Annotated in this window: 9 protein-coding genes; 7 read left to right on the top strand and 2 right to left on the bottom strand. The window is 73.2% G+C overall.

Annotated elements, in window-relative coordinates:
- The first annotated feature begins 14 nt into the window (after positions 1-14).
- From ELQ39_RS12005 to ELQ39_RS11985, 5 genes are all read left to right on the top strand, one after another.
- On the top strand, positions 15-1,664 hold the full coding sequence (locus ELQ39_RS12005; RefSeq protein ID WP_242595592.1) for a serine/threonine-protein kinase: 1,650 nt from the start codon (positions 15-17) through the stop codon (positions 1,662-1,664).
- 83 nt (positions 1,665-1,747) lie between these two features.
- Entirely contained in the window at positions 1,748-3,043 is a 1,296-nt protein-coding gene (locus ELQ39_RS12000; RefSeq protein ID WP_242591888.1) for a serine/threonine-protein kinase, read from the top strand.
- Between the two features lie 281 nt (positions 3,044-3,324).
- The gene (locus ELQ39_RS11995; protein WP_242591887.1) at positions 3,325-5,100 is read left to right on the top strand and encodes a serine/threonine-protein kinase; all 1,776 of its coding nucleotides are present in this window, start codon (positions 3,325-3,327) and stop codon (positions 5,098-5,100) included.
- Positions 5,101-5,260: 160 nt separating this feature from the next.
- Complete coding sequence (locus ELQ39_RS11990; RefSeq protein WP_242591886.1) at positions 5,261-6,874, top strand: succinic semialdehyde dehydrogenase; 1,614 nt, start codon at positions 5,261-5,263, stop codon at positions 6,872-6,874.
- Between the two features lie 65 nt (positions 6,875-6,939).
- Positions 6,940-8,757 (top strand): GMC oxidoreductase, encoded by a 1,818-nt coding sequence (locus ELQ39_RS11985; RefSeq protein ID WP_242591885.1) that lies wholly within the window; start codon positions 6,940-6,942, stop codon positions 8,755-8,757.
- Positions 8,758-8,906: 149 nt separating this feature from the next.
- On the opposite strand, the gene ELQ39_RS11980 is transcribed toward ELQ39_RS11985, so the two are convergent.
- Complete coding sequence (locus ELQ39_RS11980) at positions 8,907-10,001, bottom strand: LAETG motif-containing sortase-dependent surface protein (protein WP_242591884.1); 1,095 nt, start codon at positions 9,999-10,001, stop codon at positions 8,907-8,909.
- Between the two features lie 174 nt (positions 10,002-10,175).
- On the opposite strand from ELQ39_RS11980, the gene ELQ39_RS11975 reads away from it, so the two are divergent.
- Entirely contained in the window at positions 10,176-10,592 is a 417-nt protein-coding gene (locus ELQ39_RS11975) for a hypothetical protein (protein ID WP_242591883.1), read from the top strand.
- Between the two features lie 312 nt (positions 10,593-10,904).
- On the opposite strand, the gene ELQ39_RS11970 is transcribed toward ELQ39_RS11975, so the two are convergent.
- Positions 10,905-11,201, bottom strand: a complete 297-nt coding sequence (locus ELQ39_RS11970; protein WP_150152173.1) for a chorismate mutase — start codon at positions 11,199-11,201, stop codon at positions 10,905-10,907.
- A 343-nt stretch (positions 11,202-11,544) separates the two neighbouring features.
- Here ELQ39_RS11970 and guaA point away from each other — a divergent pair, with 343 nt between their 5' ends.
- Positions 11,545-13,125 (top strand): glutamine-hydrolyzing GMP synthase, encoded by a 1,581-nt coding sequence (gene guaA, locus ELQ39_RS11965; RefSeq protein ID WP_190004902.1) that lies wholly within the window; start codon positions 11,545-11,547, stop codon positions 13,123-13,125.
- Positions 13,126-13,135 lie beyond the last annotated feature (10 nt).

Below are 13,135 nucleotides of genomic sequence, written 5' to 3'. Positions count from 1 at the left end.
GCAACGTGAATCAGATGCAGGGCTCGCTCGTCGCGGGCCGCTACCGACTCGGCGAATCCATCGGGAGCGGTGGCATGGGCCGGGTGTGGCGCGCACACGACGAGGTGCTGCACCGTTCCGTCGCCATCAAGGAACTCACCGCCGCGCTCTACGTCTCCGACAGCGAACGGACCACCCTGCTGGCCCGCACCCGCGCGGAGGCGCGGGCCGCCGCGCGGATCAACCACTCGGCCGTCGTCACCGTGCACGACGTGCTGGAGCACGACGGCCGGCCGTGGATCGTCATGGAGCTGGTCGAGGGCCGCTCGCTGGCCGACGCCGTCAAGGAGCAGGAGCGCGTCGAGCCCCGCGAGGCCGCCCGTATCGGCCTGTGGGTGCTGCGCGCCCTGCGCGCCGCGCACGCCGCCGGTGTCCTGCACCGCGACGTCAAGCCCGGCAACGTGCTGCTCGGCCGGGACGGGCGAGTGCTGCTGACCGACTTCGGCATCGCGCAGATAGACGGCGACGCGGCCATCACCCGCACCGGCGAGGTCGTGGGCTCCGTCGACTACCTGGCGCCCGAGCGGGTCCGCGGCCACGACCCCGGGCCCGCGTCCGACCTGTGGGCGCTCGGCGCCACCCTGTACACGGCGGTGGAGGGCATCTCGCCGTTCCGCCGCACCTCTCCGCTCACCACCATGCAGGCCGTGGTCGAGGAGGAGGCCGAGCCGCTCCGGCACGCCGGCCCGCTCGCGCCCGTCATCAGCGCGTTCCTCCGGAAGGATCCGGCCACCCGGCCCGACGCCGCGACGGCCGAGCAGATGCTCGCCGAGGCCGCGGAGGGACGCCGGCCGCGGGCGGCGCAGGAGTACGTGCCCACCCAGGGCGCCGGCGCCCACGTCCCGCTGCCGCGCCAGGTCGGACCGCACCCCGGAGCGGGCGCACAGCCCTACCCGACCGGCACGCCGGTGGGCCCGCAGGGTGGCGGCTCCACCTCCGTGCAGGCGCCGTACGGGACGCCGACGACGCCACGCCGGCGCTCGCGCGGGCGGACGGTCGCCCTGGTCGTCGCGCTGGCCGCGATCATCGGCGGGGGCACGGCGGTCGTGCTCCAGCAGCAGGACGACCGGGGCGGTGCCACGGCGGCGCCGAGCAAAACCACCGAGGCCGCGGAGACGCCCGGCGTGTCGGACACGGAGGGGACCGACGCGGGCGGCCTGCCCGAGGGGTGGGTGCGCCGCAGCGACCCCTTCGGCTTCACCGTCGTGCTGCCCGGCGAGGACTGGGAGCGGGTGGTGTTCGACGAGGAGACCCAGCAGGTCGACTACACCCCCGACGGCGGCAGGCACTTCCTGCGCATCGCCGCCGACGACTCCCCGGACTTCGACGACCCGTTCGACCACCTCAGCGACCTCGACCAGCAGGTCGGCGGGCGTCTCGTCGACTACGAGCAGATCGAGCTGAAGCGCCTGACCTACCGCGACCGCGAGGCGGCGCGCCTGGAGTACAGCTGGACAGCGCTGCCCAAGGACACCGAGTTCCCCGGGCCGTACCGGGCGGTGGACCACATGTACCTCACGCGCGACGGCGTGGAGTACGCCCTCTACATGGCCGGTCCCGCCGAGGACTGGGACACCACCGCGCAGCAGTTCGAGACGATCCTCAGAGGCTGGCGCGAGCCCTGACCGCCCCCGGCGTGCGCGGACGTGCGCCTGTTGGCCGAATCGCCGTACCGGAGCGGACACATCCGGTGGGGCATGATGGGCGCATGGTGACCGAGGGGGAGCCGGACAACGGAACCGACGGGGCCAACGCCCGCGTCGTGGCGGGACGTTACCGCCTGGAGGGACTGCTCGGACGCGGCGGCATGGGCGTGGTGTGGCGGGCCACGGACCAACTGCTCGGCCGGGGCGTCGCGGTGAAGGAACTGCCCTTCGACGACACGCTCACCGCTGCCGACGCCCGGCGGCAGCGCGAACGCACCCTGCGCGAGGCGCGCGCCCTGGCCCAGCTCAGCCACCCGAACATCATCGTCGTGCACGACGTCGTCGAGGACGACGAACGTCCCTACATCGTCCTGGAGTTGATCGACGGGCCGTCACTCGCCGACCGGCTGGCCGCCGAAGGGCCGGTCGACGCGGCGGAGGCCGCGCGGATCGGCGTCGACCTGCTGGGCGCGCTGCGCGCCGCGCACACGGCCGGGGTGCTGCACCGCGACCTCAAGCCCGCCAACGTGCTGCTGGAGAACGGCACCGACCGGGTGCTGCTCACCGACTTCGGCATCGCGCAGATGCCCGGCTCGACCACGCTCACCGAGAGCGGGTCGTTCGTCGGCTCGCCCGAGTACACCGCCCCCGAGCGGATGTCGGGCGCGCGGACCGGGCCCGAGTCGGACCTGTGGTCGCTGGGCGCGCTGCTGTGCGCGGCGCTCAGCGGCGAGTCGCCGTTCCGGCGTGACTCGCTGAGCGGCGTGCTGCACGCGGTGGTGGTCGACGAGATCCGGCCGCCCGCGCAGGCCGGACCGATCCTGCCCGTGGTGCGCGGCCTGCTGGAGCGTGACCCGGACCGGCGACTGGACGCCGACCGGGCCGAACGGATGCTGCGCGCCTTCCTCGCGACCGGCCGGACGCCCGAGACGGCCCCGCTCGACCCGCTCCCGGACCGGGAGCCGCCCCGCCGCCGGCTCCCGGTGTGGCGTGAGGTGCCGGAGACCGCCCCTCGGGACGCGCCGGACGGCCGCTCCGTACGCCGTCAGCCCACCCGGGGCGCGCTCGTGGCGGCGCTGGTGATCGCCGCGCTCGCCGGGGCGGGCGTGTCGGCAGGGGCGCTGCTGCTCCAGGACCGGGGCGGCGAAGGGGGCGGCACCCCCAGCACCACGGCGCCGGAGACCTCCGTGACCGGATCGACACCTGGTCCCGTGCCTCCCGCCACCACCCCGCGGCGGCCGGCCCCGTCACCCACGGGGGCCGGCGCCACGTCCACGGAGGCCGACGACCCGGCCGCGCCGTCGGAGGAGACGAGTCCGCCCTCACCGGACACCTCCTCGTCCGCCTCGGCGGCCTAGGGCCTCTCGTTCGGATCACCCCGGCGTCGCGGGGCCCGGCACGCACTCCCCCCACTGCCCTGAACGGGCGTGGGGCACGCACCGGACCCCGCTCGGGTCGGCCGAAGAGGCACCGTGCCTCACGGCCGGCCTGATCCGAACGAAAGGCCCTGGCCGTACCGGTACGGCCGATCCCGCATAGCCGTATGAAAGCGGCATAAGTCCCGGCGTCGGTCACGGGTCTGTGACCGGTGGCGACCGGCTGTGGAACGGCGGTGGCCCGGCACGGTATGCATGGAGCCATGAGCAGTGACGGGGGAGCCCGCAACGGGGCCGACGAGCCGACCAGTTTTGGTCTGCAACCGCCCAACCAGAACCCGCCGGCGGCCGTGCCGCACCCCGGCAATCCGTACGCGGCTCCGACCGTCGTGGTCCCGCCGCAAGGGGACGGCCAGGCGTACGCGCACGGCCGGGCGCCGCATCCCGCGCCGGACGGCGCACGGGGGCGGGACGGCGCGCGGGCGGGCGGTCCGCAGCAGGCCGGCCCGACGGGTGACCCGGTTCCGTCCGCTCCGTCCGCGCCCGATCCCGGCGCGGGACGGGTGATCGCCGGCCGCTACCGGCTGCTCGCCAAGCTCGGCCACGGCGGCATGGGCACCGTGTGGCGGGCCAAGGACGAGACGGTGGACCGCGAGGTCGCCGTCAAGGAGCCCCGGGTCCCTGAGCACCTTCCCGAACGTGAACGGGCCAACGCCTTCGAGCGGATGCGCCGTGAGGCCCGCGCCGCCGCCAGGCTCGACCACCCGGCCGTGGTCGGCGTCCACGACGTAGCCGTGGTCGACGGCCGGCCGTGGATCGTGATGGAACTCGTCCAGGGCCGCTCGCTCGGAGCGGTGCTCCAGGAGGAGGGCACGCTCTCCGCGCGCGAGGCCGCCCGCGTCGGCCTGGAGGTGCTCGGCGCGCTGGAGGCCGCGCACGCGGCGGGCGTCCTGCACCGGGACGTCAAGCCGGACAACGTGCTGCTGGGCCGTCACGACCGGGTCGTGCTCACCGACTTCGGCATCGCCCAGATCGAGGGCGAGACCAACCTGACCGACACCGGCGGCTTCGTCGGCTCGCCCGAGTACATCGCCCCGGAGCGGGTGCTGGGCCAGCGCCCCGGTCCCGCCTCCGACCTGTGGTCGCTCGGCGTGGTGCTGTACGCGGCGACGGAGGGCGTGTCGCCGTTCCGCCGCAGCAACACGCCCGCCACCCTGCAGTCCGTGCTCAACGCCACGCCGGCGCCGCCCGCCTCCGCGCAGGGCCCGCTGGCCGAGATCATCACCGCGCTGCTCCAGAAGGACCCGGCGCGCCGTCCCCACGCCGCCCAGGTCCGCGCCGCCCTGGAGGCCGCCGCGAACCCGCCCGCGCCGCAGCCCACCCAGATGGGCACGCTGCCCGTGCCGGGCCGTGGGAGCGGCATCCGCATCGGCCGGAAGACCCTCCTGGGGCTGGGCGCGGCGGTGGTCGCGGCCGCCGTGGTGGTGGGCCTGGTGATCGCGGACCCGTTCGCAGGGCCGCTGCCCGACGGCTGGAAGACGCACGACCTCGGCGACCGGGTGGGCGTGTCCCTCGCGGTGCCGGAAGGCTTCGTGAAGGACAAGCCGGCCGAGGACGCCGACGGCACCGTCGCCTCCTTCAGCGACCCGAGCGGAATGGTGCGGATCGAGACCGACCGTGACCTGAAGGCCGACGACAAGGACAACGCGATCCCGGCGTCCGCGTCCGAGCAGGCGTTCGCCCACTGGAACGAGCTGAAGGACGGCGAGTTCTCCTGGGGGATCGCCGACACACCGGCGCCGCAGGGGCGGCCCCGGGAGACGACGTACAGGGAGCAGGACGCGGCGACGAACACGATCGTCTTCACGACGACCACCACGCCGCCCCTGGAGCGCGAGGCGCAGGTCCTGTACTACCGGAACGCGGACGGCGACATGTACCGGCTCTGGGTCGTCTACCCCGCGAAGGGCTACTTCGCCGAGGACGGCCGCGAGATCGCCCGCACGGTCCTCGACACCTACGACGTCCACAAGCGCTGACGCACGCCCTGCCCGGTCACCGGCACCCCGTGGGGCGCCGGTGACCGCAACGCGCTGATCAGCGGCTTCGTTGCCAGCGTTCACTGGCAATGTGTGAGCCCTGCGGGAATCTGTTACCGACGGGTACACAAAGTGTGCGCCCAGGCATACTCTGCGCCTCATGACGGACGCGCAGACCCGGGAAACGACCGGCACCAACCCCTTGGCCCCCGCCCCCCAGGGCGCACGGACGGCCGCCGACGTGGTGACACCGGAACTGGTCGCCCAGCTCACCAAGGGCGTGGCGGGCTCCGGCCGCACCGCCAACCACACGCCGTTCACCGGCGAGAAGCTGGCCGACCTGCCCGAGTCGACGCCCGAGGACGTGGCGAAGGCGTTCGAGGCGGCCCGCGCCGCCCAGGCCGTGTGGGCGCGGACCCCGGTCCGGGAGCGCGCCGCCGTGCTGCTGCGCTTCCACGACCTGGTGCTCAGCCGCCAGGCCGAGGTGCTGGACCTCATCCAGCTGGAGACCGGCAAGGCACGGCTGCACGCCCACGAGGAGGTCCAGGCGGTCGCCGTCGCCGCCCGCCACTACGGCCGCCGCGCCGCCGCCTATCTGCGGCCCAAGCGGCACACCGGCGCCGTGCCGGTGCTGACGAAAGTCACCGAGCTGCGCCACCCGCGCGGGGTGGTCGGCCAGATCGCGCCCTGGAACTACCCGCTCGAACTGTCCGTCGGCGACGCGCTCCCGGCGTTCGTCGCGGGCAACGCCGTCGTGATGAAGCCCGACACGGAGACCTGCCTGACCGCGCTGTGGGCCCGCGACCTGCTGATCGAGGCCGGAATGCCCGCGGACGTGTTCCAGGTGGTCCTCGGCGAGGGTCCGGTCGTCGGCCCCGAGGTCGTCCGGCACGCCGACTACGTCTCGTTCACCGGCTCCACCCGCACCGGCCGCGAGGTCGCCCAGGGCGCCGCCGCCCGCCTGGTCGGCGTCTCCCTCGAACTCGGCGGCAAGAACGCCATGCTGGTGCTGGAGGACGCCGACCTGGACAAGGCCGCCGCCGGCGCCGTCCGTGCCTGCTTCTCCTCCGCCGGCCAGCTCTGCATCTCCATCGAGCGGCTCTACGTCCACGAGTCGGTCGCCGACGCCTTCCTGGAGCGCTTCGCCGCCCGCACCAGGGCGCTGCGCCTGGGCACCGCGCTGGCCTACGGCGCCGACATGGGCTCCCTGGTCGGGCAGCGCCAGCTGGACGCGGTGACCCGGCACGTCGAGGACGCCGTCGCCAAGGGCGCCAAGGTTCTCGCCGGCGGCACCGCCCGCCCGGACATCGGCCCCTACTTCTACGAGCCGACCATCCTCGACGGCGTCGAGGCCCCGATGAGCGTGTGCACGGAGGAGACCTTCGGCCCGGTCGTCTCGGTCTACCGCTTCTCCTCCGACGACGAGGCGGTCGAGCGCGCCAACGGAACGCCGTACGGGCTCAACTCGTCGGTGTGGACGAGGAACGCCCGCCGCGGCAGGGAGATCGCCGCCCGCCTGCGCACCGGCACGGTCAACGTCAACGAGGGCTACGCGCCCGCGTACGGCAGCGTGCAGTCCCCGATGGGCGGCATGAAGGACTCCGGTCTCGGCCGCCGGCACGGCTCGGAGGGGATCCTCAAGTACACCGAGGCCCAGACCGTCGCCCAGCAGCGGCTGCTGCCGATGGCGCCGGCGCTCGGCATGGACGACGAGAAGTACGCGGCCTTCATGAGCCGCAGCCTGCGCCTGATGAAGGCGTTCCGTTTCCGCTAGGTCCCCCCGCCGGGTCCGGTCCCGGCGCCGAGCCTTCGAACGAGAGCTTTCGACGAGGAGAGCACGTGTCACAGGAGAACTCCGTCCCCGCCCCCGACGACGACGCCGGCTACGACTACGACGTCCTCGTCGTCGGCTCGGGCTTCGGCGGTTCCGTCTCGGCGCTCCGGCTGACCGAGAAGGGCTACCGCGTCGGCGTGCTGGAGGCCGGCCGCCGCTGGACCCGCGAGTCGCTGCCGAAGAACTCCTGGGACCTGAAGAACTACCTCTGGGCGCCGGGGCTCGGCATGTACGGCATCCAGCGCATCCATCTGCTCGGCAACGTGATGGTGCTGGCCGGCGCGGGCGTCGGCGGCGGCTCGCTGAACTACGCCAACACCCTGTACGTGCCGCCGAAGCCGTTCTTCGAGGACCCCCAGTGGGGGAACATCACGAACTGGCAGGAGGAGCTGGCGCCGTACTACGACCAGGCGCGGCGCATGCTCGGCGTGCGGCTCAACCCGACGATGACGCCCTCGGACGTGCATCTGAAGGCGGCGGCCGAGCGGATGGGCTGCGGCGACACCTTCCACATGGCGCCCGTCGGGGTGTTCTTCGGCGACGGCGAGGACGCCGACGGCAAGGTCAAGGCCATGCCGGGGCAGGAGGTGCCCGACCCGTACTTCGGCGGGGCGGGCCCCTCGCGGCGGGCCTGCGCCCAGTGCGGCGAGTGCATGACGGGCTGCCGGCACGGCGCGAAGAACACCCTCAACGAGAACTACCTGTACCTCGCCGAGAAGGCGGGCGCGGTCGTGCACCCGATGACCACGGCGGTGTCGGTCACGGAGGACTCGCGCGGCGGCTTCGCCGTCGCCACCCTTCCCACGGACGACCGCCGCAAGGGCAGGGGCCGTACGTTCACCGCCCGCCGGGTGGTGCTGGCCGCCGGCACCTACGGCACGCAGACGCTGCTGCACCGGATGCGCGCGGGCGGGCAGCTCCCGCACCTCTCGGACCGGCTGGGCGAGATGACCCGCACCAACTCCGAGGCGCTCGTGGGCGCGCAGACCGACGACCGCCGCTACCGCAAGGCCACCGGCGAGCCGAAGGCCGACTTCACCCGCGGTGTGGCCATCACGTCCTCCATCCACCCGGACGAGAACACCCACATAGAGCCGGTCCGCTACGGCAAGGGCTCCAACTCGATGGGCTCCCTGTCGATCCTCCAGGTGCCGTACGCCGACAACGCCTCGGGCGCGGTCCGTGTGCTGGGCTGGCTCGGCAACGCGGCGCGGCACCCCTGGCTGATGCTCCGCTCGCTGTCCAACCGCCGCTGGTCGGAGCGGACCATCATCGGCCTGGTGATGCAGTCGCTGGACAACTCCCTGACGACGTACCTCAAGCCGTCCGGGATCGGCCGCGGGCTGCTCACCGCGCGCCAGGGGCACGGCGCCCCCAACCCCAAGCAGATCAAGGCGGCGACCGACGGCGCGTCGGCGCTGGCCGCCGAGATCAACGGCTTCGCCGGCTCCAACGTCGGCGAGCTGACGGGCATGCCGCTCACCGCCCACTTCCTCGGCGGCTGCGCGATCGGCGACTCCCCGGAGACCGGTGTGATCGACCCGTACCACCGGCTGTACGGGCACCCCGGCATCACGGTCGTCGACGGCTCCGCGGTCTCCGCGAACCTCGGGGTGAACCCCTCGCTCACCATCACCGCGCAGGCGGAGCGGGCGATGTCGTTCTGGCCCAACAAGGGCGGGGAGGACCCGCGTCCGGCGCAGGGCGAGGAGTACCGGCGGCTGAAGCCGGTGGAGCCGAAGGCCCCGGCCGTCCCGGCGGACGCGTTCGGCGCGTTGAAGCTGCCGTTCCTGGGGGTGCCGGCGGTGCCGCGGAAGAAGTAGCGCGCCCGCGCCCACGCGCCCACGCGCCCACGCACTCACAGGCACGGCGCACGGCACGGCGAGAACGACAAAGAGGAAAGGACCTGTGCCCCCCTCCGAGCTCAGGTCCTTTCCCCTTGTCACGGGGGCCGCCTCACGGGCGGCCCAGGTCACGCCTCGGCGCCGGCCTTGCGGCGGCGGACGACGAACAGCGCACCCGCGCCGGCCACGACGGCGACGCCGCCGACCAGGCCGATCACCGGCAGGGCGGAGTTCGAGCCGGTCTCGGCGAGGCTGCCGGTGACCTTCACCTCGCTGACCTTGTCGAGCTCCTTGACGCCGCCGGTCTGCGGCTCGGCGTCGTCGGGGTCACCGGCGTCGGAGCCGGCCGCGAGGATGTCGAAGAAGTAGATCCAGCCGTTCGGGTCGTCGGCGATCCAGCAGCCCTCGGTGTCCGAGTACTCGGCGAAACCGCCGGTGAGGCCGAGCGCGTCCGGCACCTTGCCGCTGACGGAGAGCCGCAGCTGGTAGGAGACGGACTGGCCGGCGCCCAGCGAGAAGGCGGCGAACGTGGCGCCCTCGCCCGCGGCGCCCGCGAGCGTGTTCCACTTGCCGGTCGCCTTGTCGTACGCCTGGACCGTGATCTGGCCGGAGTAGTCGCGGACGTCCTCCCAGCCGACCGCGGCGACGCCGATCAGCGGCTTGATGTTCTCGATCTCCTCGTCGCCGCGGTTGGTGACGTCGAAGGAGAACGTGGTCCAGCCGCTGCCCGCGACGATCGTCTCGGGCAGGCCCGACAGACCGCTGCGGAGGTCGTCGCTGAGTTCGGCCGTGCTCTCGCCGTCCTCGTCGACGCAGAGCTCCGGGTCCTCCTCGGCCGGGGTGCTCGCGCTGGGGCTCGGCGAGGGGGTGGTGGACGCCGAGGGCGAGGGGGTGGTGGACGCCGAGGGCGAGGGGGTGGTGGACGGGGAGGACGAGGCGGAGTCGTCGGTGCCGTTCCCCTCCTCGTCGGTGCCGCCCTCGCCGCCGTTCCCGGGCTCGTCGGTGTCCTGCTCCGGCTGTCCGTCCTGCTCGCCCGCGCCGGACTCCGAGGACTCCGTCCCGGCGGGGGAGGTCGTCGGGGCGGTCGTGTCCGTCTCCGTCGACTGGGTCGCGGAGGCGGTGGACGCGGGGTCGGTCGCGTGGGCGGCCGGGGCCGCGAGCAGGGCGGCCGGGACTATCGCTGCCGTCGCGGCCGCTGCGGCCAGGGCGCGGCGAAGCTTCATGAAGACCTCGGTCAGTCCGGTGTGCCGCGCGGGCGCGGCACGAGTCGAGAGGCGCCTCCGTGTGGGGCGCACGGGTGTGATCCCTGATGTCGATGAGTTCGATCACCGAGGCCCTCGGATGGTTGTGCCGGACCTCACAGAATCTTTACGTGACGTGGATCACGTGCGGACACGGTGACGAAGGTCGGCCTGGTGGGCGAGGCGCGGGTGCGTGGACGGATGACGGTGGCGCGCGACAAGGGGGCCGAGGGACCGGCCGTGATCACCGCCGACTACACCTTCGTCCACGGGGTGGCCCGCGCCGGCGGCGACGAGACGACCCGGGTGATCGTCCGCCGGGTGCTCCAGGTGGACGTCGCGGACCTCGCCCGCTACCGGGGCACCGAGGGTCGTCTGTGGATCCGGGACCACGCGAGTGAGACAAGCAACGACGACTGCCGCAGGGGCGACGGGCTGATCAACCCGTCCTTCTTCGGCGACCTGCGGACCGGGCCCCCGCGGACCGGCGGGACCCGCGACCCGTACGACCGCAGCACGGGCGTGTCCCGCGACGGCGACCCGGACGAGTGCGGGGTCGTCACCCGTACCTGAGCGGTGCCGGCGCCCGTACACGCGTCGGCCGGCCCCGGGCGTCCCCGGGGCCGGCCGATCTCTCGCGTGACCGGGGCGGCTGTCCCCTGCCTCCCGGTCACCGGTACCGGAACGAGGTCCCACGACGCACGGCACGAGCCGTCCGTCTCATCGCTCCGGCGAGCCACGCGTGATGCTGCTCCGGTCCGCCCCTGGCTGGCGCGGACACCGGGACCAACGACCCGCCCGGCCCGCCGGTCACGCACCGTACGGGTGAGAGGCGATCCGCACGCCATTACCGCGATCCGTACGCCGGTACCGGGGAACGCGGATTCAGATCTTGCCCCGGCACAGCTCCAGCAGCGTCATGGCGAGGGCGGTGCCCGGCTTGCCCAGGGCGTTCCGGTACGTGGCGAGGATCTCCATCTCGCGGGAGAGGTTCACACGGCGGCCGCCGGAGGCGATCCGCTCCTTCTGGATCACGGCGGACACCGCCATCCGTTCCTGCACCAGACCGATGATCCGGTCGTCCAGCGCGTCGATCCGCTCACGGGCGTCGCTGATCAGCTCGGCGGCCTCGGCGGTGCGGGCGCCGGTCTTCTCGGTGGGCTCGGTGGTGGTGGCGGTCATGTCGGGGCTCCTCGGTGGGTGGTGGCCCCGGAGCGACACGGTCCGGTGAAACGCCAGGCGCCCCGGACCTGTCGGCCCGGGGCGCCTGGGAAGTCGCTTGTCAGTTGCTCAAGCAGCACGACCATGGCAGCCGGCGGGCCGGGTGCCATAGGTAAAGAGGAAGGTCGGGTGCGTGAGCATGGGGCCAGTATGCCCGGTCGGCCCGGTCCGTCCAACGCCAGGGCCGCATGGTGAGACGTGGCACGGGAGGCCGGGCGCGGATCGCGGGCCGGGACGGACCGCGTCGCCGTCTCGGTAGAATCGGGAGGCACAAGACCCCCTCCCCACCGCCGGAAGGCACCTCGTGTCATCAGCGACTCCCGCTGCCAACGCGCCCGACACCGTCCTGGTCGTCGACTTCGGCGCGCAGTACGCCCAGCTCATCGCCCGTCGCGTCCGCGAGGCGCGGGTCTACAGCGAGATCGTGCCGAGCACCATGCCGGTCGCGGACATCCTCGCCAAGAACCCCGCGGCGATCATCCTCTCCGGCGGCCCCTCGTCCGTGTACGAGGAGGGCGCCCCCCGCCTCGACCGCGAGCTGTTCGAGGCCGGCGTCCCCGTCTTCGGCATGTGCTACGGCTTCCAGCTCATGGCCCAGACCCTGGGCGGCCAGGTGGACAACACCGGCGCCCGTGAGTACGGCCGCACCGGCCTGCACGTCGCCAAGAACTCCTCCACCCTCTTCGAGGGCACCCCCGAGGAGCAGGCGGTCTGGATGTCGCACGGCGACGCCTGCTCCGCCGCCCCAGAGGGCTTCACCGTCACCGCGTCCACGGACGTCGTGCCGGTCGCCGCCTTCGAGAACGACGAGAAGAAGCTCTACGGCGTCCAGTACCACCCCGAGGTGATGCACTCCACGTACGGGCAGCAGGTGCTGGAGCACTTCCTGTACCGCGGTGCGGGCCTCACGCCGAGCTGGACCACCGGCAACGTCATCGACGAGCAGGTGGCCGCCATCCGCGAGATGGTCGGCGACAAGCGCGCCATCTGCGGCCTGTCCGGCGGTGTGGACTCCGCCGTGGCCGCCGCGCTGGTGCAGAAGGCCATCGGCTCCCAGTTGACCTGCGTCTACGTCGACCACGGCCTGATGCGCAAGGGCGAGACCGAGCAGGTCGAGAAGGACTTCGTCGCCGCGACCGGCGTCCAGCTCAAGGTCGTGGACGCCGAGGAGCGGTTCCTGAAGGCGCTGGCCGGGGTCTCCGACCCCGAGCAGAAGCGCAAGATCATCGGCCGTGAGTTCATCCGGGTCTTCGAGCAGGCCCAGGCCGAGATCATCGCCGACGAGGGCCCCGCGGTGGAGTTCCTGGTGCAGGGCACCCTCTACCCGGACGTCGTCGAGTCCGGCGGCGGCACCGGCACCGCCAACATCAAGTCCCACCACAACGTGGGCGGCCTGCCCGAAGACCTCGAGTTCAAGCTGATCGAGCCGCTGCGCAAGCTGTTCAAGGACGAGGTCCGGATGGTCGGCCAGGAGCTCGGCCTGCCCGAGGAGATCGTCCACCGGCAGCCCTTCCCCGGCCCCGGCCTGGGCATCCGCATCGTCGGCGAGGTCACCAAGGAGCGGCTCGACCTGCTCCGCGAGGCCGACGCGATCGCCCGCGAGGAGCTGACCGCGGCCGGCCTCGACCGCGACATCTGGCAGTGCCCCGTGGTGCTGCTCGCCGATGTCCGCTCGGTCGGCGTCCAGGGCGACGGCCGCACCTATGGTCACCCGATCGTGCTGCGCCCGGTGTCCTCGGAGGACGCCATGACCGCCGACTGGTCGCGGCTGCCGTACGACGTCCTCGCGAAGATCTCCACGCGGATCACCAACGAGGTCCGGGACGTCAACCGGGTCGTGCTGGACGTCACGTCCAAGCCGCCGGGCACCATCGAGTGGGAGTAGTCCCCGAGCG

Source organism: Streptomyces sp. GB4-14 (assembly GCF_022696125.1).
Lineage (GTDB): Bacteria > Actinomycetota > Actinomycetes > Streptomycetales > Streptomycetaceae > Streptomyces > Streptomyces werraensis.
This window is presented reverse-complemented; position numbering and strand designations above follow the sequence as displayed.

Coding starts and splice junctions, on each gene's coding strand:
- ELQ39_RS12005 (WP_242595592.1), top strand. CDS start 15: ATGCAGGGCTCGCTCGTCGCGGGCCGCTACCGACTCGGCGAATCCATC.
- ELQ39_RS12000 (WP_242591888.1), top strand. CDS start 1,748: ATGGTGACCGAGGGGGAGCCGGACAACGGAACCGACGGGGCCAACGCC.
- ELQ39_RS11995 (WP_242591887.1), top strand. CDS start 3,325: ATGAGCAGTGACGGGGGAGCCCGCAACGGGGCCGACGAGCCGACCAGT.
- ELQ39_RS11990 (WP_242591886.1), top strand. CDS start 5,261: ATGACGGACGCGCAGACCCGGGAAACGACCGGCACCAACCCCTTGGCC.
- ELQ39_RS11980 (WP_242591884.1), bottom strand. CDS start 10,001: ATGAAGCTTCGCCGCGCCCTGGCCGCAGCGGCCGCGACGGCAGCGATA.
- ELQ39_RS11970 (WP_150152173.1), bottom strand. CDS start 11,201: ATGACCGCCACCACCACCGAGCCCACCGAGAAGACCGGCGCCCGCACC.